Here is a 20,541-nt window from a genome sequence, read left to right on the forward strand (position 1 = left end):
CGCCCGCGGCCCCTCCGCCACGTCCCGACGCCCCGGGGCAAGACGGCGGACTGACGATGCGTGCCGATCACGCCTCCTACGCGTGCGGCGCCGCCCTCGGCTTTCTCGGCGATCTCGCCCTGGGCGATCCGCGTCGCGGCCACCCCGTCGCGGCGTTCGGGCGCGCCGCCCTGGCCGTCGAGCGGCTGCTGTGGCGCGACCACCGCGGCTCCGGGGCTCTCCACACCGCGCTGTGCGCGGGCGGCGCGGCGGCGGGCGCCGCGCTGTCGATGCGCGCCGTACGGGCCTTGGGACGACCCATGCCGACCCCCTTGGAACGCCTCGCTCTGGGCAGCCCTGTTCTGAAACGCTCGGGGCGTCCCGTCTTGGGGAGCGCCGCCGCGGAATCCTCCGCCCCCGGGCTCCCCTCCCCCACCGCGCGGACCATGCTGACCGCCGCCGCCACCTGGGCCGTGCTCGGCGGGACGACGCTGGGCCGGGAGGCGCGGGCCGTCGGCCGTGCGCTGGCCGCCGGGGATCTCGACGCCGCCCGGCGGCGGCTGCCGCATCTGTGCGGGCGCGATCCGCAGGCGCTGGACGAGACTCAGATCGCGCGCGCGGTCGTCGAGTCGGTCGCCGAGAACACCTCGGACGCCGTGGTGGGCGCGCTGGTGTGGGGGGCCGTCGGCGGGGTGCCGGGCCTGGTCGGCTTCCGGGCCGTCAACACTCTGGACGCCATGGTGGGCCACAAGTCGCCGCGCTACCGGCGTTTCGGCTGGGCCTCGGCCCGTCTTGACGACCTCGCCGGCTGGCCCGGCGCGCGGCTCACCGCGGCGCTGGCCGCCCTCGCCGGGCCCGATCCGCGCGGCGCGTGGCGCGCCTGGCGGCGCGACGGCCACCGCCACCCCAGCCCCAACGCGGGCCCCGTGGAGGCCGCGTTCGCGGGCGCGCTCGGCGTACGGCTGGGCGGCACCCTCGCCTACGGCGGCCGCGTCGAGCACCGGCCGGTGCTCAACCCCGGAGGGCGGCCGGTCGAGGCGGCCGACATCGAGCGGGCCGTACGGCTGTCGCGGCGCGTCGGCGCCCTGGCGCTCGGCGTGTCCCTCGCGGCCCGGCTGGCCGCGGGCGCGCTGCGGCCGGCGCGTACGGGGCCCTTCCCGGCCGCGCGGCCCGGCGCGCCCGTACGCCCCGGCCGCGCCCCACATGGCGCGCTCGCCCGCGGGGCACGGTCCTTGCGGGCTCCCGGGGCCGCGGGCGCCGCGTACGGCCCGGCGACGGCGCGGCCCCCGGCCGCGGGGAGGGACTGAGGATGAGCGGGACAGATGGCACAGGCTCCGGGAGCACGCCGGGCGGCGGGCTGCTCGTCGCGGGCACGACCTCGGACGCGGGCAAGAGCGTCGTCACCGCCGGGATCTGCCGGTGGCTCAGCCGTAAGGGCGTCAAAGTCGCGCCCTTCAAGGCGCAGAACATGTCGCTCAACTCCTTCGTCACCCGGGACGGGGCGGAGATCGGCCGCGCCCAGGCCATGCAGGCCGCCGCCGCCCGCGTCGAGCCGAGCGCGCTGATGAACCCCGTCCTGCTCAAACCCGGCAGCGACCGCAGCAGCCAGGTGGTGCTGCTGGGCAAGCCGGTGGGCGAGCTGAGCGCGCGTGGCTACCACGCAGGGCGCCAGGAGGCGCTGCTGGGAACCGTCACCGAATGCCTGGCCGAGCTGCGGCGCACCCATGACGCGGTGATCTGCGAGGGCGCGGGCAGCCCCGCCGAGATCAATCTGCGCCGCACCGACATCGTCAACCTGGGGCTCGCCCGCGCCGCCCGGCTGCCGGTCGTCGTGGTCGGGGACATCGACCGCGGCGGCGTCTTCGCGTCGTTCTTCGGCACGACCGCGCTGCTCTCCGAGGCCGACCAGCGGCTTGTCGCGGGCTATCTGGTGAACAAGTTCCGCGGCGATGTGACCCTGCTCGAACCGGGCCTTGCGATGCTGCGCGGCCTGACGGGCCGCCCGACCATGGGAGTGCTGCCGTACGCGCACGGACTCGGCATCGACGAGGAGGACGGGCTGCGGGTGTCGCTGCGCGGGGCGGTGCGCGAGAGCGTCGTCGCACCGCCGCACGGCGCGGACATCCTGCGGGTCGCCGTCGCCGCCGTGCCGCTCATGTCGAACTTCACGGACGTGGACGCGCTGGCCGCGGAGCCGGGCGTGGTCGTGCGGTTCGTGGACCGGCCGGAGGAGCTGGCCGACGCCGATCTGGTGGTGGTGCCCGGCACCCGCGGCACCGTACGGGCGCTGGCGTGGCTGCGCGAGCGAGGGCTGGCCGCGGCGATCGCACGGCGGGCGGCGGAGGGCCGGCCGGTGCTGGGCATCTGCGGCGGCTTCCAGATGCTCGGCGAACGCATCGAGGACGAGGTCGAATCGCGCGCCGGAACCGTCGAGGGGCTCGGGCTGCTGCCGGTGCGGGTGCGGTTCGCGGTGCACAAGACCCTGGCCCGGCCGGTCGGCGAGGCGCTGGGCGAGCGGGTGGAGGGCTACGAGATCCACCACGGGGTCGCCGAGCTGCTGGACGGTGCGGACGAACCCTTCCTGGACGGCTGCCGGGTCGGCTCGGTGTGGGGCACGCACTGGCACGGCTCGCTGGAGAGCGACGGCTTCCGGCGCGCCTTCCTGCGGCGGGTCGCGGACGCGGCGGGCCGGGCGTTCGTCCCCGCGCCCGACACCAGCTTCGGGGAACTGCGCGAGGAGCAGCTCGACCGGCTGGGCGACCTGATCGAGGAGCACGCGGACACGGACGCGCTGCTGCGCCTGATCGAGAACGGCGTACCCGACGGGCTGCCCTTCGTCCCGCCGGGCGCGCCGCCCCAGCCTCCCGGGCCGCCGCTGCCCCCTCCAGCCGCGTCGGCGGAGGCCGCGTCCGTGGAGACCGCGTCGGCGGAGACCGCGTCCGTGGATGCGCCGTCCCTTCCGCCCCGCCCGGACGACCACCACCGCGCCCACACCGCAGGAGGTACCCCCGCATGACCGCCGCCCCCTACCCGTTCACCGCGCTCGTCGGGATGGCCGACCTGCGGCTGGCGCTCCTGCTCAACGCCGTGTCACCGGCCGTCGGCGGGGTACTGGTGCGCGGCGAGAAGGGCACCGCGAAGTCGACGGCGGTACGGGCGCTCGCCGCCCTGCTGCCCGGCATCGACGTGGTGGCCGGCTGCCGGTTCTCCTGCGACCCCGCCGCGCCCGACCCCGGCTGCCCGGACGGCCCGCACGAGCCGGGCACCGGCACCCCGCGGCCCGCCCGGATGGTCGAGCTGCCGGTCGGCGCCTCCGAGGACCGGCTGGTCGGGGCGCTGGACATCGAGCGGGCCCTGTCGGACGGGGTGAAGGCGTTCGAACCGGGCCTGCTGGCCGACGCGCACCGCGGCGTGCTCTACGTCGACGAGGTCAACCTGCTGCACGACCATCTGATCGACCTCCTGCTCGACGCGGCCGCCATGGGCGCCTCCTATGTGGAGCGCGAGGGCGTGTCCGTACGGCACGCGGCGCGCTTTCTGCTGGTGGGCACCATGAACCCCGAAGAGGGCGAGCTGCGGCCGCAGCTGCTGGACCGCTTCGGCCTGACGGTGGAGGTCGCGGCGTCGCGGGACACCGACGAGCGGGTCGAGGTGGTGCGGCGGCGGCTGGCGTACGACGAGGACCCGGCCGGGTTCGCGGAGCGCTGGGCGGACGAGGAGGGCGCGCTGCGGGAGCGCGTGGCGGCGGCGCGCGCCCTGCTGCCGCGGGTCCGGCTGGGCGATGGCGCGCTGCGGCAGATCGCGGCGGTGTGCGCGGCGTTCGAGGTTGACGGGATGCGCGCGGACATCGTGACGGCGCGCACCGCGACCGCGCTGGCGGCGTGGGCGGGGCGTACGGAGGTGACCACCGAGGACGTACGGCAGGCCGCGCTGCTGTCGCTGCCGCACCGGCGCCGGCGGGCCCCGTTCGACGCGCCGGGTCTTGACGAGGACAAGCTCGACGAGGTGCTGCGCGAATCCGGCGGCGACGACGACCCCGACCCGGGGCCGGGCCCGGACGGGCGCGACGGGCAGGAGGGTCCTGACGGGCAGGAGGGGCCGGGCGGGCCTGACGGGCCGGGCGGTGGGCAGCCGCCGCAGGGCTCTTCCGACGGGCCCTCGACGCCGGAACAGACGCGGCCGTCGGACGGGTCCTCCGTGCCGGAGCCGCGCACGGGCTCCGACGCCCCGAGCCGGGCCCCTGGCGCCGCCGACGCGCCGACGGAGGAGGCCACGGTCGACGGGGGCGCGGGGGGAGGCACGGCGGGCGGGCCCGGCGGCGAACGCGCGGCCGTGGGCGCCGCCGAGCCGTTCCGGGCCCGGCGCCTCGACGTACCGGGGCTCGGCGAGGGGGCCGCGGGACGGCGGTCGCGCGCCCGCACGGCCCACGGCCGCACCACCGGCGCCCGCCGCCCCCGCGGAACGCTGTCCAAGCTGCATCTGTCCGCGACCGTACGGGCCGCCGCGCCGCACCAGCGCTCGCGCGGCCGGCGGGGCCCCGGGCTCGTGGTGCGCCGTGACGACCTGCGTGAGGCGGTGCGCGAGGGCCGCGAGGGCAACCTCGTGCTGTTCGTGGTGGACGCGTCGGGGTCGATGGCGGCGCGGAAGCGCATGAGCGCCGTCAAGGGCGCCGTGCTGTCGCTGCTGCTCGACGCCTACCAGCGGCGGGACAAGGTCGGCCTGATCACCTTCCGGGGCGCCGAGGCCACCCTGGCGCTGCCGCCCACCTCGTCGGTGGACGCGGGCGCCGCCCGGCTGGAGAAGCTGCCCACCGGCGGGCGCACCCCGCTGGCCGCCGGGCTGCTGAAGGCCCGCGAGGTGCTGCGGATCGAGCGGCTGCGGGACCCGTCGCGCCGTCCGCTGCTTGTCGTGGTGACGGACGGGCGGGCCACCGGCGGCCCTGACCCGGTGGCCCGGGCCGGGCGCGCGGCCCGGCTGCTGGCGGACGACGGGGTCGCCTCGGTGGTGGTGGACTGCGAGGCGGGGCCCGTCCGGCTGGGCCTGGCGGGCGCGCTGGCGGTCGAGCTGCGGGGGACGCCGGTGACGCTCGACGAGCTGCGCGCGGACAGCATGACCGCGCTGGTGCGCGACGCGCGCGGGACAACCACCGCACGGGCCGTACGAGAGACACGGACCGCGACACAGACACGGAGGGCCGCCTGATGCCGCAAGGACAACCGACCGTCGTGCCCGACGACGGGCTGACCACCCGGCAGCGCCGCAACCGGCCGCTGGTGCTCGTGCACACGGGCGTCGGCAAGGGCAAGTCGACGGCCGCGTTCGGGCTGGCGCTGCGGGCGTGGAACCAAAACTGGCCGGTCGGTGTATTCCAGTTTGTAAAGTCCGCGAAGTGGCGGGTCGGCGAGGAGCGGGCGCTGCGCGTCCTCGGCGAGTCGGGCGAAGGGGGGACCGTCGCATGGCACAAGATGGGCGAGGGCTGGTCATGGCTCCAGCGCTCCCAGCAGGACGCCATCTCCAGCGAGGAGGCGGCGCGCGAGGGGTGGGAGCAGGTCAAGCGGGACCTGGCGGCGGAGACATACCGGCTGTATGTGCTGGACGAGTTCGCGTACCCCATGCACTGGGGGTGGGTGGACACCGACGAGGTGGTGTCGGTGCTGCGCGACCGGCCCGGGGCCCAGCACGTGGTCATCACGGGGCGTAACGCGCCTCAGAAGCTGCTGGACTTCGCGGATCTGGTCACCGATATGTCCAAGGTCAAGCACCCGATGGACGCCGGTCAGAAGGGGCAGCGGGGCATCGAGTGGTGAGCGTGCCGCGCCTGGTCATCGCCGCGCCCGCCTCCGGCAGTGGTAAGACCACCGTGGCCACGGGCCTGATGGCCGCCTTCGCGCAGCGTGGTCTCGATGTGTCGCCGCACAAGGTGGGCCCGGACTACATCGACCCCGGCTATCACGCCCTGGCCGTCTCCTCCCCGGGCCGCTCCGGGCGGGCGGCGCGCCCGGGGCGCAATCTGGACGCCTATTTGTGCGGGCCGGAGCGGGTGGGCCCGCTGTTTCTGCACGGGGCGGCCGGCTGCGATCTGGCGGTCGTCGAGGGCGTGATGGGGCTCTACGACGGGGCGGCCGGGCAGGGCGAGATGGCGTCGACGGCGCATGTGGCGAAGCTGCTGCGCGCGCCGGTGGTGCTGGTGGTGGACGCCTCGTCGCAGTCCCGCTCGGTGGCGGCGCTGGTGCACGGCTTCGCGTCCTGGGACCCCGAGGTGCGGGTGGCCGGGGTGATTCTCAACAAAGTCGGCTCGGACCGGCACGAGGAGCTGCTGCGCGAGGCGCTGGACGGGTCGGGGGTGCCGGTGCTCGGGGCGCTGCGCCGGGTGCGCGCGGTGCACGCCCCGAGCCGCCATCTCGGTCTGGTGCCGGTGGCCGAGCGGCGGGCGGAGGCGGTTGAGTCCGTGGCCGAGTTGGCCGAGCGGGTGCGCGAGGGCTGCGACCTGGAGGGCCTGCTGGCGCTGGCGCGCAGCGCACCGCCATTGGCGGACCCGCCCTGGGATCCGGGGCGGGAGACCGCCTCCGCGCGCGGCGGGGTGGGGACGGCCGGGGGTGGGGCGGAGACGGCCGGGGGTGGGGCGCGGCCGGTTGTCGCGCTGGCGGGCGGGCCGGCCTTCACCTTCTCGTACGCGGAGCACGCGGAACTGCTCACCGCCGCGGGCGCGGAGGTGGTCCCCTTCGACCCGCTGCGGGACGAGCGCCTGCCGTCCGGCACCGCGGGCCTGGTGATCGGCGGCGGTTTTCCGGAGGTGTTCGCGCCGGAGCTGTCCGCGAACGAGCCGCTGCGCGCGGAGGTGGCGCGGCTCGCGGCGGCCGGCGCGCCGATGGCCGCCGAGTGCGCGGGGCTGCTGTATCTGGCGCGTTCGCTGGACGGCGAGCCGATGTGCGGAGTGCTGCCCGCCGAGGCGCGTATGTCGGAGCGGCTGACGCTGGGGTATCGCGAGGCGGTGGCGATCGGCGACAGCTCACTCGCCGCCGCGGGGACCCGGGTGCGCGGGCATGAGTTCCACCGCACCGCCGTGGACCCGGGCGCGGGGCCGGAGCCCGCGTGGGGGCTGGTCCGTCCGGAGCGCCGCGCGGAGGGGTTCGTCCAGGGCGGTGTGCATGCGTCATATCTGCATGTGCACTGGGCGGCGGTGCCGGAGGCGGCGGTCCGGTTCGTGGCCGGTTGCGCGCGGCGGGGTGGATGAGAGGGCGAAGCGGATGACGGAACGGAACGGGAGGGGGCGGTGAGTGGAGAGCGTGACGCGGGCGGGGCGCGCCCCGGGCCGCCGATGGGGTCCGCGGCTGCGCCGGGGGCGGCGAATACGCCGATGCCCTCCGCGCCGCGCCCGGGGCTTGTGGTCGGGGTCGGTGCCGGGCGGGGTGTGTGCGTCGGGGAGGTGACCGGGCTCATCCGGCGGACGCTGGAAGGGGCGGGGCTCTCGGTGTGCGAGGTCGTGGAGTTGGCCACGGTCGAGGGGAAGGTGGACGAGCCGGGGCTGGCCGCGGCGGCGGCCCGGCTCGGCGTGCCACTGCGGGGCCTTGGCGCCGCGGCGCTGGCCTCCGTCGCGGTGCCGAGCCCGTCCGGGGCCGTGCTGGGCGCCGTGGGGACGGCCAGTGTCGCCGAGGCGGCGGCCCTGCTCGCCGCCGGGCCGGGGGGCGAACTCCTCGCGCCCAAGCGGAAATCGGAGCCGCGCGGCCGTCCCGCGCGGGCCACCTGCGCCGTCGCGCGCCGGCTGTCCCGGCTCGGGTCGCTGCAGGGCAATCACGGGCAGGACAAGGAAAGATGACCTGCCTGCACATCGGCCCGCAGAACTCAGTAACGTCTCGGGGCGGGATTCCAACCCCCCGCATCGACTGTGCCACCCGCACCATCAGCACCAAGGAGACCTCGTGACGACCCCGCCCGCGCTTCTCATCGCAGGCATCGGCACCCGAGACGAGAGGCGAGCCGACGCCTTCCGCGACTTCGTGCGGGAGTTGGGCACCCGCAATCCCGGCCTGCCCGTCGCGGGCGGCTTCACCGGCCGAAGTCCCTTGCCGCTCGGTGACGCGGTGGCCGGACTCGCCGACGAGGGCGTGACCCGCTTCGCCGTCGTGCCCCTGACGCTGATCCCCTCCGAGCGCGCCGACCAGGACCTCACCGCCGCGCTGGCAGGCGAGCGTGAGCTGCGCCCCGACACGTCCTTCGTCCGCGCCCGCCCGCTGGGCCCGCACCCCCGGCTGCTGAGCGTGCTGGAGCGCCGTCTGGACGAGGCGCTGGGCGACGGCCCGCGCCGCTCCCCCTCCGACCGGGCGGAGACCACCGTCCTGCTGGTGGGCCCCGGGTCGGTGAGCCCCGAGTCCAACGCCGAGGTGCACCGGGCCGCCAGGCTGCTGTGGGAGGGCCGTGGCTTCGGCGGCGTGGAAACCGCCTTTGTCTCGCTGGCCGCGCCGGACGTGGCCTCGGGCCTCGACCGCTGTGCCCGGCTGGGGGCGCGGCGCATCGTGGTGCTGCCGTACTTCCTGTTCGCGGGGACGGCGGCGGACCGGGTGCAGCAGCAGGCGGAGGGCTGGGCGCTGGCGTACCCGGAGATCGAGGTGGTGGCCGCCGAGGTGCCGGGTCCCTCGGAGGAGTTGATGGACCTGGTCATGGAGCGCTACCGGGAGGCGGCCGGAGACGGGGCCGGACACGGGGCCGGGACTGCGGCCGGGGGCGCCGGGGACGTGACGGGCGGCTCGGTCCCCGTGCCCGCGCAGCAGGGCGGGCAGCCCGGCTCCCCCACGCATGCGCGCTGACCAGCCCGCCGGCGTGTCCGTCGATCCGGCCGCCGGGTTCGACCCGCGCCATCTGCGTCACCACGGGGACGCGGAGGTGCGGGGCTCCGGCGCCGGGCTGACGGATCTCGCGGTCAATGTCCGGGCCGATACGCCTCCCGGCTGGCTCAAGGCCGAGGTGGCCGCCGCGCTCGACGGTCTCGCCGCCTATCCGGACGGTCGCGCCGCGCGGCGCGCGGTGGCCGCGCGGCATGGTGTGCCGCCGGCGCGGGTGCTGTTGACGGCGGGGGCTGCGGAGGCGTTCGTACTGCTCGCACGCGCCCTCCCGGTGCGGCGCCCGGTCGTGGTGCATCCGCAGTTCACGGAGCCGGAGGCCGCGCTGCGGGACGCCGGGCACCGGGTGGAGCGGGTGGTGCTGGACGAGCGCGACGGCTTCCGGCTGGACCCGGGCGCGGTGCCCAAGGAGGCGGACCTGGTGGTGGTGGGCAACCCCACCAACCCGACGTCCGTGCTGCACCCGGCCGATGCGGTGGCCGCCCTGGCCCGCCCGGGGCGGACGCTGGTGGTGGACGAGGCGTTTATGGACGCGGTGCCCGGCGAGCGGGAGTCGCTCGCCGGCCGCACCGATGTGCCGGGGCTGGTCGTGCTGCGCAGCCTGACCAAGACCTGGGGGCTGGCGGGGCTGCGGATCGGCTATGTGCTGGCGGAGCCGGACACGGTCGCGGCCCTGGAGCGGGCGCAGCCGCTGTGGCCGGTGTCCTCCCCGGCCCTGGCGGCGGCGGAGGCGTGCTGTGCGCCTCCGGCGCTCGCCGAGGCGGCGCGGGCGGCGGAGACGATCGCCGCCGACCGGGCTCATCTGGCCGCGCGGCTGGCCGAGTTCGAGGAGATCCGGGTGTGCGCCCCGGCGGCCGGACCCTTTCTGCTGATCCGGCTGCCGAACGCCACCGCGGTCCGCGCCCGCCTGCGCGAACTCGGTTTCGCGGTGCGGCGCGGCGACACCTTCCCGGGCCTGGGCCCGGACTGGCTGCGTCTCGCGGTCCGCGATCCGGCCACGACCGACCGCTTCATCACCGCCCTGGCGAAGTCCTTCGCCGAGCGCTGACCCGGGGCCGGCCCCGAGGGCTTCGGGGCTGATGCGCCGCCCCCGCCCGCGCGGTGACCGCGCGAGGCCCGGCCGGGCGCCACCCGGGCAAGGCTTCAGCCGAGGTGGCGCATCAGCTCTGCCCGGGCGGCGGCCAGTGACCGCGTGCGACGCCCGCGCCGGGGGCGCCGGCCGGGCGGGGTCCCGCCCGCCCGGCGCCCCCGGCCGGCGTACGACCGGCCCGGGGCCGCGTCAGACTCCGTCGCCGGGCGCCGCGGCGCGACGGCGGCGGGCCAGGACGATGGCGCCGGCACCCAGACCCAGGAGGGCCGCGCCGCCGGCCACGAGGTACGGCGTGGTGGAGCTGCCGCCGGTCTCGGCGAGGTGTTCCGGCTTGGGGCCCGGACCGGCCTGGGAGCCGATCTCGGAGCCCGCGCCCGGGGCGGCCGGGGCCTCACAGGTCGCCTCGGCCAGGGTGATCTTCCCCTCGACCTCGGAGACGTTCAGCTTCAGCGGGTTCACCGAGACCTTCAGCCCGAGCGCCGTGGCCGCGGCGGTGCGGGACGTGGTCGAGGTGCGCGACAGGTCGAGCCGCACCGTGCCGAGCCCCGGCACATCGACCGTGGTCGTCCCGCTGGAGGCGAGCTTGACCTTCTTGCCGAGCACGACCACGCTGCCCAGCACGTTGGACGTGGCGGTGGGCCGCTTTCCGGCCTCGCACACCGCCTTCGAGGTGACCTGCTGGACCTCGACCAGCGACACCCCAGGCAGCCCCGGGAGGTGCACTGTGGCGTGTGCGAGATTGGCGTACCCCTCGGCGCGGGACTTCGCGACGGTGCCACGTGCGGTGGCCACGTCCGCGCGCAGGACGTTGAACGGCTTGCCCCCCTCGACGCCGTCCAGTGTCGCGCTGAGCGCGGTCTTGCTGGCGGAAGCCGGCGCGCGCACCTCGTTCAGGGTGAGCGCCAGCGGCGCCTTGACGGTCTTGTTGAGCAGCGAGACGTTCAGATCGGCGCGGAGTACGGCCGCGCCGGCTCCGCCCGTCGTGTGCGTGCTCGTCTTGGCAGAGCCGCCGGCCTTGCTGTCACCGTCGGTGGCGTGCGCCGCGCCCGCGGGCAGCAGGCCCAGTACGGAGACGGCGGCAGCTGCCGTGGCGACCGCCAGACGGCGGGCAGGCATGCCTGAGTAGTTGTTGGTGGAACAGGACACGTGAGTTGACCCCCACAGGAGACATGGAGCCGTCGGCGGCTCGCCACGGGGGGACACCACGGGCGCCGACGGCATCGACCCCGCAATATTTGCGGCACGCAAGGCCAACCCGCAGCTTCCTGGGGTCAGTTCATCCCATCGGGTGTGACTCGCCGATGCGTTCGAACCCCTGGGTGTCCTGAGCCCGCTGAAGCCGCTGAGCCCGCTGAGCCCGCTGACTCGGCCGAGCCCACCGGGTCCCCTCAGCCGACCACACGCCCGCGCAGCACCACCCGCCGCGGCGCGGTCAGCACCCGCACATCGGCCCGCGGATCGGACTCGTACACCACCAGATCGGCCGACGCGCCCTCGGTGAGCCCGGGGCGGCCGAGCCAGGCCCGGGCGCCCCAGGTGGCGGCCGACAGCGCGGCCGTCGCCGGGATACCGGCCCTGACCAGCTCGGCGACCTCCTGGCCGACCAGACCGTGCGGGAGCGAACCGCCCGCGTCGGTGCCGGTGTAGATGGGCACGCCCGCGTCGTAGGCCGCGCGCACGGTGTCGTAGCGGCGCTCGTGGAGCCGCCGCATGTGGTCCGCCCAGCGCGGGAACTTCCGCTGCCCGCCCTCTGCCAGTTTGGGGAAGGTGGCGATGTTGACCAGGGTCGGGACGATCGCGACACCGCGCTCCGCGAAGAGCGGGATGGTCTCCTCGGTCAGCCCCGTGGCGTGCTCGACGCAGTCGATCCCCGCCTCGACGAGGGGGGCCAGGGTCTCCTCCGCGAAGCAGTGCGCGGTGACCCGTGCGCCCAGCCGGTGTGCCTCGGCGATGGCCGCCTCGGCCGCCTCGCGCGGCCAGCAGGCCGCTAGGTCCCCGGCTTCCCGGTCGATCCAGTCGCCGACCAGCTTGACCCAGCCGTCCCCACGCCGCGCCTCCCGCGCGACATACGCCACCAGTTCCTCGGGCTCGATCTCGTGGGCGTAGTCGCGGATGTAGCGCTTGGTCCGGGCGATGTGGCGGCCCGCGCGGATGATGCGGGGCAGGTCGTCGCGGTCGTCGATCCAGCGGGTGTCGGCGGGCGACCCGGCGTCCCGCAGCAGCAGCGCCCCTGCCTCCCGCTCGGTCAGCGCCTGCTTCTCGCTGGTCGACTCGTCGACGGCGCCATGCGTGTCGAGCCCCACATGGCAGTGCGCGTCCACGAGCCCGGGCAGCACCCATCCCTCGATGGTCCGCACGTCCCGGGCGGTGGCCGGCCGGTCGTAGGTGATCTTCCCGTCCACGATCCACAGTTCGTCCCGGACGTCCTCGACGAAGCTCCCGGCGTCCGGCCCGACGAGCACCCTGCCCTTGATGTGCAGCACCGCGCTATCCCTCATGCCTCGCACTGTACGAGACTTCGCCAACGCGCTGACCGGCCAATTCCCCAGGGGCCAAACAGCGCCACTCGTACAACACGGGGAGCGCTGCTACGCTCACGCAACCCACCGGACGAGGGGAAGTGAGGAGGCCCGCGTGAGCGCTCCCACCGATGACCCGGCCGCCGTACGCCCCGCACCGGCGACACTGCCGGAGTCACCGGAGAACGCGCCCCCGGCTACCGCCGGGACGCGCCCCCCGCGGGACTTACCGGCGGCCGCCCTGTCGGGCCTGACACCCGCTCCGGCATCCGATCCGCCCCCTGAACAGGCACCCGTCCCGACAGCCGACCTCGCGCCCGCCGGGCCACCGGACGCCCAGGCGGAGTTCCGGGACTTCTTCGAGCGGCACCACGCCGAACTCGCCCGCCTCGCCCATCTGCTGCTCGGCAGCTCCGACGGCGCGGACGACCTCGCCGCCGACGCGCTGGTCGCCGTCTGGCACCAGTGGGAGCGGGTGCGGGTCGCCGACCACCCGGCCGCATACGCCCGGGGCGTGGTCGCCAATCTGGCGCGCTCCCGGATCCGCAGCCTGGTGCGCGAGCGCCGCCGGGTGGCGCTCTTCTCGTCCCAGCGCGCCGACCACGTCGACGACCCGGACATCTCCGCCGTGGTGGACGTCCAGGCCGCCCTGGTGAGGCTGCCGTTCCGCAAGCGCGCCTGTGTGGTGCTGCGGCACGCCTTCGACCTGTCGGAGCGGGAGACGGCGCGTACGCTCGGCATCTCGGTGGGCACGGTCAAGAGCCAGACCTCGCGCGGCATCGCGGAGCTGGAGCGGCTGCTCGGCTCGGCGCACGGCGGCGGGCAGCAGCCGGTGCCGGGCACGCAGGAGACCGTACGGAAGCTCCACCCTGGCCATGCGGGAGGGAACGGTCGATGATCGACCACCGCGAGCGGCACGACCGGATCGATGTCGCCGCCGAACTGCGCACGGCCGCCGAGGCCCACCGGCCGGACCGGGCCCGGATGCTGGCCCGGGTGACCGCGGGCATGGCCGGGGACCGGCGGCGCCGCACCGAGCGCTGGGCCGGGCGGCCGTGGACCCGGGTGGCGGGCCCGGTCGCCGGGCTCGCCGCGGCAGTGGCGGCCGCGGGGATCGTGGTGCTGGCCACGGATCCTGCCCAGCGGCCGCAGACCGTACGGACGTCGAGCGAGCCCGCGGTCCCGCCGGCCCATGCGGGGCGGGACACCGGGAACGGAGGGGGGACGGACGACGGATCGCAGCGGCACACTCCGACCGCCTCCCCCACCGCGGTCGGTCCAAACCACCTTGCCGACCCCGTGGTGCGCTCGACCGGCGAGATCAACCCGGGGTCCAATCCGTACTGGGCGCAGAGCGATGTGATCGTGAAGACCGGCAAGCCGCTGACCTCGCTGACCGTCGAGTTGCGGGTCGCGCACACCGGTGGGGTGCTCACCACCGGCTCGTGGTCCACGCTGCCCACCGGCAGCGTGAACGTCTCGGTGCGCAGCGAGAAGAACGCGCTGGTGTACCGCTGGACGCTGAAGGACGGGGCCACGGTGCCCGCGGGGCGGCATGTCTTCGCCGGCCAGTACAACCACGCGGAGGGTGACCGGGACATCTCCGGGGACGGCTACTCGGCCTCCGGCAACGGCCCGTCGGGCGCGTTCGCCGTCAGGGGCCGGTTCCGCGAAGCCAAGTGATTCCCGGGGACGCCACGTGATTCCAGGCGAATCCAGCTGAATCCAGGTGAATTCCGGGTGGCCTGCGGAGATATAAAGGAAGCGCCTTTTTGAATACAGGTTCCCATCTTCTTCTGCCCGCTTTCCGGACTCCTAAACGCTAAAGTTTCGTAACCCGGGAGCGCTGTAATTCGAGTGCGTCACTCGACCGTTACGCAGATGTGACACATTCCACACGGAGGACGTTTCGCCCCGGTAACTCCCCCGACAAAGCAGCATTTTTCATCCATCGCCCCGTGCGCACGCGCGTCCCCGCGCGATAACACACCGACCCCGCTCCGGGTAACCCCTCACCGCAATGCAATTTAAGATTGTGCTGGGTAAATTCAATCCGCATGACCGCCGCACAAGCAGACCTTGCAAGTGCCCGAAGAGAAATGCCGAAAGGACTGACGCTCGAGGCCCCACGCGTCGAGGACGGAGCCGCGATCTGGCGCATCGCCCGCGACTCCGGGACCTTGGACCTGAACTCCTCCTACAGCTATCTGCTGTGGTGTCGCGACTTCGCCGCCACCTCGGTCGTGGCCCGGGACACCCACGGGGAGCCGGTCGGCTTCGTCACGGGTTACATCCGCCCGCAGCGCCTCCGGACCCTGGTGGTCTGGCAGGTCGCCGTGGACCAGGCGTGGCGCGGCCGGGGGCTGGCCGCCGCCCTGCTGGACGGGCTGACCGCGCGCGTCGCCGAGCAGTCGGACATCCATCGCATCGAGACCACGATCACGCCGGACAACACCGCCTCCAACAGGCTGTTCACCTCCTTCGCCGAGCGGCACGGCGCCCCCGTGGAGCGCGAGGTGCTGTTCGACGGCGGCCTGTTCCCGGACGGCGGCCATGAGCCCGAGGTGCTGTACCGCATCGGCCCCCTCGCCGTCACCTGACGCCCCGCCCCGCACCACACCCTCGCCCCAAGCTCTCACCCCCTCACATTCATCTCCCAGGAGAATGCTGTGACCATCACCCCGCCCGCGCTGAGCGTCTTCGAGGCCCTGGAGTCGGAGGTACGCAGCTACTGCCGCGGCTGGCCCGCCGTCTTCGACCGCGCGCAGGGCAGCTACATGTACGACGAGGACGGCCACACCTACCTCGACTTCTTCGCCGGGGCCGGAGCGCTCAACTACGGCCACAACAACCCGGTCCTCAAACGCGCCCTGATCGACTACATCGAGCGGGACGGCGTCACCCACGGCCTGGACATGGGCACCACCGCCAAGCGCGCCTTCCTGGAGACCTTCCAGAACACCGTGCTGCGCCCGCGCGATCTGCCGTACAAGGTCATGTTCCCGGGCCCGACCGGCACCAACGCCGTCGAGGCCGCCCTGAAGCTGGCCCGCAAGGTCAAGGGGCGCGAGGCCATCGTGTCCTTCACCAACGCCTTCCACGGAATGTCGCTGGGCGCCCTCGCCGTCACCGGCAACGCCTTCAAACGGGCCGGCGCGGGCATCCCGCTGGTCCACGGCACACCGATGCCGTTCGACAACTACCTGGACGGCCGGGTGCCCGACTTCCTGTGGTTCGAACGGCTGCTGGAGGACCAGGGCTCCGGCCTCAACCAGCCCGCCGCGGTCATCGTCGAGACGGTGCAGGGCGAGGGCGGCATCAACGTGGCGCGCACCGAGTGGCTGCGCGGCCTGGCCGACCTGTGCAAGCGCCGCGACATGCTGCTGATCGTCGACGACATCCAGATGGGCTGCGGCCGCACCGGCCCGTTCTTCTCCTTCGAGGAGGCGGGCATCACCCCGGACATCGTCACGCTCTCCAAGTCCATCGGCGGCTACGGCCTGCCCATGTCGCTGACGCTCTTCCGGCCCGAGCTGGACGTCTGGGAGCCGGGCGAGCACAACGGCACCTTCCGCGGCAACAACCCGGCCTTCGTCACCGCCGCCGCGGCCCTGGACACGTACTGGGCCGACGGCCAGATGGAGAAGCAGACCCTGGCCCGCGGCGAGCAGATGGAGCAGGCGCTGCGCGCGATCTGCGAGGAGCACGTCCGGCTGGGCGCCGAGTACCGCGGCCGGGGCCTGGTCTGGGGCCTGGAGTTCACCGATCGCTCGCGCGCCTCGGCGGTGTGCGCCCGCGCCTTCGAACTCGGCCTGCTGGTGGAGACCTCGGGCCCGGAGAGCGAGGTCGTCAAGCTGCTGCCGCCGCTGACCGTCTCCCCCGACGAGCTGGACGAGGGGCTGCGGACCCTGGCCCGCGCGGTCCGCGAGACCGCCTGATCACCTCGCACCACGCCACACCACCTCACACCACATCGGATCACGAACAGAAAGGCGACAATCCACCGTGATCGTCCGATCCTTCAAGGACATCGAGGGCACCGAGCGGCATGTGAAGGCCGCGTCGGGCACCTGGGAGAGCAAGCGCATCGTCCTGGCGAGGGAGCGGGTGGGCTTCTCACTGCACGAGACCACGCTCTACGCCGGCACCGAGACGTCGATGTGGTACGCCCACCACATCGAGGCCGTGCTGTGCGTCGAGGGCGAGGCCGAGCTCACCAACGACGACACCGGCGAGAAGCACTGGATCACCCCCGGCACCATGTATCTGCTGGACGGGCACGAGAAGCACACCCTGCGTCCCAAGACCGACTTCCGCTGCGTCTGCGTTTTCAACCCGCCGATCACCGGACGGGAGGACCACGACGAGAACGGCGTATACCCCCTGATCACCGAGCCGGAGGAGGCCTGATCCAGATGACCACGGTCACTGACCTGTACCCGACCCGCACGAGCTCCGAGACGGTCACCCCGCGCGTGGACCCGGTGGTGTGGTCCGAGCCCGGGGCCCCGGGGCCGCTGCGCCCGTCCGAGCTGAGCGACTTCGATCGGGACGGCTTCCTGGCGATCGACCAGCTGATCGCTCCGGACGAGGTCGCGGTCTACCGCGCCGAGCTCGACCGGCTGATCGCCGACCCGAAGGTGCGGGCCGACGAGCGCTCGATCATCGAGCCGAAGTCGCAGGACGTACGGTCGGTTTTCGAGGTGCACCGGATCAGCGAGGTCTTCGCGGGCCTGGTCCGCGACCCGCGCGTCGTGGGCCGGGCCCGCCAGATCCTCGGTTCGGAGGTGTACGTCCACCAGAGCCGGATCAACGTCAAGCCCGGCTTCGGCGCCTCGGGCTTCTACTGGCACTCGGACTTCGAGACCTGGCACGCCGAGGACGGGCTGCCGAACATGCGCACGGTGTCGGTGTCCATCGCGCTGACCGAGAACCACGACACCAACGGCGGTCTGATGATCATGCCGGGTTCGCACCGCACCTTCCTCGGCTGCGCGGGGGCGACCCCGAAGGACAACTACAAGAAGTCGCTGCAGATGCAGGACGCGGGCACCCCGTCGGACGAGGCGCTGACGAAGCTCGCCGACGCGCACGGGATCAGGCTGTTCACCGGCAAGGCCGGATCGGCGACCTGGTTCGACTGCAACTGCATGCACGGGTCGGGCGACAACATCACGCCGTACCCGCGCAGCAATGTCTTCATCGTCTTCAACAGCGTGGAGAACGCGGCGGTCGAGCCCTTCGCGGCGCCGATCCGGCGGCCGGAGTTCATCGGGGCGCGGGACTTCACCCCCGTACGGTGACCCCCACGCCCGTACGCTGACCCGGCGTCCCGGAAGGGGCCCTACGCCCCGGCCGGGACGCCGGAGACCACCTCGAGCAGCCGGTCCACATCGGCCTCGGTGTTGTAGAGGTGGAACGAGGCGCGCAGATTCCCGGCGCGCGCCGCGACGGAGACGCCGGCCTCGGCGAGGCGGGGCGCGGCGTGGCCGAGCCCCGGTACGGACACGATCGCCGAGCCCGGGGCGTCCACGCACCGGTGCCCCAGCGCGGTGAGCCCGGCCCGGAAGCGGTCGGCGAGCGCGCGGTCGTGGTCGCCGATGGCCGCCGTGCCCAGCTCCTCGACGAGCGCGAGGGAGCGCGCGGCGCCGACGTACGACAGCAGGCTGGGGCTCTGGTCGAAGCGGCGGGCCGAGTGCGCCAGTTCCTCGACGGGCCCGTAGCAGCTGTCCCAGGGCTTCTCGCCGGCCGCCCAGCCGGCGAAGACCGGGGTGAGCCCGCCGAGGTCCTCGGGCACGGTCAGGAAGGTGACGCCGCGCGGGCACATCAGCCACTTGAAGCCGACGCACACCGTGTAGTCGGCGTCGTCGGCGTTCAGCGGCAGCCAGCCGAGGCCCTGGCTGCCGTCCACCAGGAGCCGGGCGCCGTGCGCGCGGGCCGCCGCCCGGATGGCGTCCAGGTCGGCGATCCGGCCGTCCGCCGACTGCACCGCGCTGACGGCGACCAGCGCGGTGCCGGGGCGCACCGCGTCCGCCAGGGCGTCCAGCGGAACGGCGCGCGGCTTCAGGTCGCGGCGCATGGTGAAGGGGTTGACCAGCGAGCTGAAGTCGCCCTCGGCCACCAGGACTTCGGCACCGGACGGCAGGGATGCCGCCACCAGCCCGGCGTACACGGCGACCGAGCCGCCCGCCGCGACCCGCCGCGCCGGCACCCCGGTCAGCCGGGCGAAGGCGGCGCGCGCCTCCTCCACCGCCTCCCAGGCCAGGTCGGCGGCGGGCCCTCCGCCCGCCGCGGCGTCAAGGGCCTCCTTCATGGCGGCCACGGTACGGGCGGGGATCAGACCGGTGGAGGCGGTGTTGAGATACGTCGTCTGCGGCGCGAATTCCGCGCCTCCCAAGGGCTCCATGTGCATCCACTATGGGAGGCGTCCACCCCCGCGTCCATCGCCGAGGTCTGAAGCGTATCCCCAAGCAGTCCTTACTTGTCCCCGCTGACCTGCGACGCTTCCCAGGCCTGGCGCAGCGCCTGGGTGAAGATCTCAGCCGGTTGGCCGCCCGAGACGCCGAAGCGGCGGTCGAGGACGAAGAAGGGCACGGCACTGGCCCCGAGCTCGGCGGCCTCGCGCTCGTCGGCCCGTACGTCCTCGGCGTACGCGGTCTCGTCGTCGAGTACCGCGCGGGCCTCGGCGGGGTCGAGCCCGGCCTCCGCGGCGGCGGCCAGCAGTGTCCCGGGGTCGAAGAGGGACCGCTCGTCGGCGAAGTTCGCGGCGTAGAGCCGGTCCAGCAGGGCGCCCTGGCGTCCGCGGGCCTTGGCGAGGTGCAGCAGCCGGTGGATGTCGAAGGTGTTGCCGTGGTCGCGGTCGGAGCGGTAGCCGAGCCCGGCTTCGGCCGCGGCCTCGGCCACCCGGCCCTCCATGGCCTGGGCCTGCTCGCGCGGGACCCGGTACTTGGTCGCGAGCATGTCGAGCACCGGCACCGTGTCGCCCTTGGGGTGGTCGGGGTCGAGCTCGAAGGAGCGATGCACCACCTCGACCTGGTCACGGTGTTCGAAGGCGGCCAGGCCCTGCTCGAAGCGGGCCTTTCCGATGTAGCACCAGGGACAGACGATGTCGGACCAGATCTCTACACGCATGGGGCTCGCTTTTTCCGATCAGTCGCCGGTCGCCGTGCGCGGGGGCGGCGGCGCCCGGGGGGGGTGTCACAGTGTTGGCGGGTCAACCACGAGGCACCCCGGTTCATTCCCCACGGGGATTGCGATCACCTGATTCGGGGTGATTGTCTCCCCGCATGGCCAACCTCATCCTCCGGCTCACCGAAGCAGAACACGAGGAGATCCGGCGCCGTGCGGCAGCCGTCGGCATGACGCCCCAGGCGTACGGGCGGGCTCGGCTCGCGCTGGACCGGGACGAGACGCGGGAGGCCTTCCTGGCCGCGTTCCGGGATTCGCTGCAGCGCTGGAGGGGCGAGTTCGAGGAGCTCAACGAGGAGCTTGCGGCGCGTCCCCGCAGCACGAGCAAGGAGATGGGGTTCGACCCGGCCACGCGTCTGAAGGACGTCTGTTGACCCGGTCGGCCCGGTCGCCCCGTTCTCCAGGGCTCGCCATCGACTTCCCCACCCTGCTCCAGGCGACCGCGGACATCCCCGGCTCGCCCGCGATAGACGACTACGGGGTGCCGCTGGCGGCCATCCACCGGCACGGCGCACACATGCTGAACCAGGACGTGTACTGGGGCGCCCATCTCAAGGCGGCCGCGGTCCTCGACACGCTGCTGCGCCATCCCTGGCTCGAACACTCCCAGGCCGACGCCGCGTGGGCCGCGACCCGGGCGGTGCTGACGATAAACGGCCTGTCCGTCACCCAGGACGTCAAGGGCTCCGAGGTGCTGGCGCTGATGCGCGACATCGCGGGCCCGGGGGTTCCGCTGCGGCACATCGCCCGCGCGCTGCGCGCCTGGACGTCGGAGGTGGCGTCGGAAGGGGCGGCGGAGGGGATGTCGGACGGAGCGGGGGACGGGCCGGCCGACGGCTGAGCCGGGGCGGCCGACGGCTGAGCGCGGTGGGGCGTGCGTACGGCCCACCGCGCTTGTGGGCGCGGTGAGCCGCGGGCGGGGCCGGCC

The 20,541-nt window shown here is 74.2% G+C and carries 20 protein-coding genes; 16 read left to right on the forward strand and 4 right to left on the reverse strand.

Annotated elements, in window-relative coordinates; genetic code table 11:
• The first annotated feature begins 56 nt into the window (after window positions 1–56).
• From ACFZDL_RS37080 to cobC, 8 genes are all read left to right on the forward strand, one after another.
• Complete coding sequence (locus tag ACFZDL_RS37080) at window positions 57–1,286, forward strand: cobalamin biosynthesis protein (protein WP_353595113.1); 1,230 nt, start codon at window positions 57–59, stop codon at window positions 1,284–1,286.
• A gap of 2 nt (window positions 1,287–1,288) precedes the next feature.
• The gene (locus ACFZDL_RS37085) at window positions 1,289–2,995 is read left to right on the forward strand and encodes a cobyric acid synthase (protein WP_353595112.1); all 1,707 of its coding nucleotides are present in this window, start codon (window positions 1,289–1,291) and stop codon (window positions 2,993–2,995) included.
• The gene (locus ACFZDL_RS37090) at window positions 2,992–5,181 is read left to right on the forward strand and encodes a putative cobaltochelatase (RefSeq protein WP_353595111.1); all 2,190 of its coding nucleotides are present in this window, start codon (window positions 2,992–2,994) and stop codon (window positions 5,179–5,181) included. Before ACFZDL_RS37085 ends, ACFZDL_RS37090 begins: the two co-directional genes overlap by 4 nt.
• The gene (gene cobO / locus ACFZDL_RS37095) at window positions 5,181–5,786 is read left to right on the forward strand and encodes a cob(I)yrinic acid a,c-diamide adenosyltransferase (RefSeq protein ID WP_353595110.1); all 606 of its coding nucleotides are present in this window, start codon (window positions 5,181–5,183) and stop codon (window positions 5,784–5,786) included. Before ACFZDL_RS37090 ends, cobO begins: the two co-directional genes overlap by 1 nt.
• Window positions 5,780–7,213 carry a cobyrinate a,c-diamide synthase gene (locus ACFZDL_RS37100; RefSeq protein ID WP_353595109.1) on the forward strand — a complete coding sequence of 478 codons (1,434 nt, stop codon included), beginning with the start codon at window positions 5,780–5,782 and terminating at the stop codon, window positions 7,211–7,213. The genes cobO and ACFZDL_RS37100 overlap by 7 nt, the downstream gene beginning before the upstream one ends.
• Window positions 7,214–7,405: 192 nt before the next feature.
• Window positions 7,406–7,795 (forward strand): cobalamin biosynthesis protein, encoded by a 390-nt coding sequence (locus ACFZDL_RS37105; RefSeq protein WP_353595108.1) that lies wholly within the window; start codon window positions 7,406–7,408, stop codon window positions 7,793–7,795.
• Between the two features lie 103 nt (window positions 7,796–7,898).
• Window positions 7,899–8,783, forward strand: a complete 885-nt coding sequence (locus ACFZDL_RS37110; protein WP_353595107.1) for a sirohydrochlorin chelatase — start codon at window positions 7,899–7,901, stop codon at window positions 8,781–8,783.
• Window positions 8,773–9,864, forward strand: coding sequence for an Rv2231c family pyridoxal phosphate-dependent protein CobC (cobC, locus tag ACFZDL_RS37115; protein WP_353595106.1), 1,092 nt, complete (start codon window positions 8,773–8,775; stop codon window positions 9,862–9,864). The genes ACFZDL_RS37110 and cobC overlap by 11 nt, the downstream gene beginning before the upstream one ends.
• Before the next feature lie 231 nt (window positions 9,865–10,095).
• On the opposite strand, the gene ACFZDL_RS37120 is transcribed toward cobC, so the two are convergent.
• Together ACFZDL_RS37120 and ACFZDL_RS37125 are read right to left on the reverse strand one after the other, a co-directional pair.
• A complete protein-coding gene (locus ACFZDL_RS37120) occupies window positions 10,096–11,022 on the reverse strand; it encodes an SCO1860 family LAETG-anchored protein (RefSeq protein ID WP_353595105.1) in 927 nt (308 codons plus the stop codon).
• 272 nt (window positions 11,023–11,294) lie between these two features.
• The gene (locus ACFZDL_RS37125; protein ID WP_353595104.1) at window positions 11,295–12,404 is read right to left on the reverse strand and encodes an amidohydrolase family protein; all 1,110 of its coding nucleotides are present in this window, start codon (window positions 12,402–12,404) and stop codon (window positions 11,295–11,297) included.
• Between the two features lie 271 nt (window positions 12,405–12,675).
• On the opposite strand from ACFZDL_RS37125, the gene ACFZDL_RS37130 reads away from it, so the two are divergent.
• The 6 genes from ACFZDL_RS37130 to thpD all read left to right on the forward strand — a co-directional run bounded on the left by ACFZDL_RS37130 (window position 12,676) and on the right by thpD (window position 17,728).
• Window positions 12,676–13,323 carry a SigE family RNA polymerase sigma factor gene (locus ACFZDL_RS37130; RefSeq protein ID WP_391193476.1) on the forward strand — a complete coding sequence of 216 codons (648 nt, stop codon included), beginning with the start codon at window positions 12,676–12,678 and terminating at the stop codon, window positions 13,321–13,323.
• Window positions 13,320–14,108: a hypothetical protein gene (locus ACFZDL_RS37135; RefSeq protein ID WP_353595103.1), complete on the forward strand. Its 789-nt coding sequence runs from the start codon at window positions 13,320–13,322 to the stop codon at window positions 14,106–14,108. The genes ACFZDL_RS37130 and ACFZDL_RS37135 overlap by 4 nt, the downstream gene beginning before the upstream one ends.
• A gap of 374 nt (window positions 14,109–14,482) precedes the next feature.
• Window positions 14,483–15,025, forward strand: a complete 543-nt coding sequence (gene ectA, locus ACFZDL_RS37140; RefSeq protein ID WP_353595102.1) for a diaminobutyrate acetyltransferase — start codon at window positions 14,483–14,485, stop codon at window positions 15,023–15,025.
• A 69-nt stretch (window positions 15,026–15,094) separates the two neighbouring features.
• Window positions 15,095–16,363 carry a diaminobutyrate--2-oxoglutarate transaminase gene (gene ectB, locus ACFZDL_RS37145; protein ID WP_353595101.1) on the forward strand — a complete coding sequence of 423 codons (1,269 nt, stop codon included), beginning with the start codon at window positions 15,095–15,097 and terminating at the stop codon, window positions 16,361–16,363.
• Window positions 16,364–16,430: 67 nt separating this feature from the next.
• A complete protein-coding gene (locus ACFZDL_RS37150) occupies window positions 16,431–16,835 on the forward strand; it encodes an ectoine synthase (protein ID WP_353595100.1) in 405 nt (134 codons plus the stop codon).
• A gap of 5 nt (window positions 16,836–16,840) precedes the next feature.
• Entirely contained in the window at window positions 16,841–17,728 is an 888-nt protein-coding gene (thpD, locus tag ACFZDL_RS37155) for an ectoine hydroxylase (RefSeq protein WP_353595099.1), read from the forward strand.
• 41 nt (window positions 17,729–17,769) lie between these two features.
• Here thpD and ACFZDL_RS37160 read toward each other — a convergent pair whose 3' ends face one another.
• Both ACFZDL_RS37160 and ACFZDL_RS37165 read right to left on the reverse strand, forming a co-directional pair.
• Complete coding sequence (locus ACFZDL_RS37160; RefSeq protein WP_353595098.1) at window positions 17,770–18,831, reverse strand: aminotransferase class V-fold PLP-dependent enzyme; 1,062 nt, start codon at window positions 18,829–18,831, stop codon at window positions 17,770–17,772.
• 71 nt (window positions 18,832–18,902) lie between these two features.
• Window positions 18,903–19,556: a DsbA family oxidoreductase gene (locus ACFZDL_RS37165; RefSeq protein WP_353595097.1), complete on the reverse strand. Its 654-nt coding sequence runs from the start codon at window positions 19,554–19,556 to the stop codon at window positions 18,903–18,905.
• Window positions 19,557–19,711: 155 nt separating this feature from the next.
• Here ACFZDL_RS37165 and ACFZDL_RS37170 point away from each other — a divergent pair, with 155 nt between their 5' ends.
• The gene (locus ACFZDL_RS37170) at window positions 19,712–19,987 is read left to right on the forward strand and encodes a hypothetical protein (protein WP_353595096.1); all 276 of its coding nucleotides are present in this window, start codon (window positions 19,712–19,714) and stop codon (window positions 19,985–19,987) included.
• A complete protein-coding gene (locus tag ACFZDL_RS37175) occupies window positions 19,984–20,454 on the forward strand; it encodes a fic family toxin-antitoxin system, toxin component (RefSeq protein ID WP_353595095.1) in 471 nt (156 codons plus the stop codon). Before ACFZDL_RS37170 ends, ACFZDL_RS37175 begins: the two co-directional genes overlap by 4 nt.
• Window positions 20,455–20,541 lie beyond the last annotated feature (87 nt).

This window comes from Streptomyces sp. NPDC007917, assembly GCF_042959105.1.
In the GTDB taxonomy this organism is placed as follows: Bacteria; Actinomycetota; Actinomycetes; order Streptomycetales; family Streptomycetaceae; genus Streptomyces.

Coding starts and splice junctions, on each gene's coding strand:
- ACFZDL_RS37080 (WP_353595113.1), top strand. CDS start 57: ATGCGTGCCGATCACGCCTCCTACGCGTGCGGCGCCGCCCTCGGCTTT.
- ACFZDL_RS37085 (WP_353595112.1), top strand. CDS start 1,289: ATGAGCGGGACAGATGGCACAGGCTCCGGGAGCACGCCGGGCGGCGGG.
- ACFZDL_RS37090 (WP_353595111.1), top strand. CDS start 2,992: ATGACCGCCGCCCCCTACCCGTTCACCGCGCTCGTCGGGATGGCCGAC.
- cobO (WP_353595110.1), top strand. CDS start 5,181: ATGCCGCAAGGACAACCGACCGTCGTGCCCGACGACGGGCTGACCACC.
- cobC (WP_353595106.1), top strand. CDS start 8,773: ATGCGCGCTGACCAGCCCGCCGGCGTGTCCGTCGATCCGGCCGCCGGG.
- ACFZDL_RS37120 (WP_353595105.1), bottom strand. CDS start 11,022: ATGCCTGCCCGCCGTCTGGCGGTCGCCACGGCAGCTGCCGCCGTCTCC.
- ACFZDL_RS37125 (WP_353595104.1), bottom strand. CDS start 12,404: ATGAGGGATAGCGCGGTGCTGCACATCAAGGGCAGGGTGCTCGTCGGG.
- ACFZDL_RS37135 (WP_353595103.1), top strand. CDS start 13,320: ATGATCGACCACCGCGAGCGGCACGACCGGATCGATGTCGCCGCCGAA.
- ectA (WP_353595102.1), top strand. CDS start 14,483: ATGACCGCCGCACAAGCAGACCTTGCAAGTGCCCGAAGAGAAATGCCG.
- thpD (WP_353595099.1), top strand. CDS start 16,841: ATGACCACGGTCACTGACCTGTACCCGACCCGCACGAGCTCCGAGACG.
- ACFZDL_RS37160 (WP_353595098.1), bottom strand. CDS start 18,831: ATGGAGCCCTTGGGAGGCGCGGAATTCGCGCCGCAGACGACGTATCTC.
- ACFZDL_RS37165 (WP_353595097.1), bottom strand. CDS start 19,556: ATGCGTGTAGAGATCTGGTCCGACATCGTCTGTCCCTGGTGCTACATC.
- ACFZDL_RS37170 (WP_353595096.1), top strand. CDS start 19,712: ATGGCCAACCTCATCCTCCGGCTCACCGAAGCAGAACACGAGGAGATC.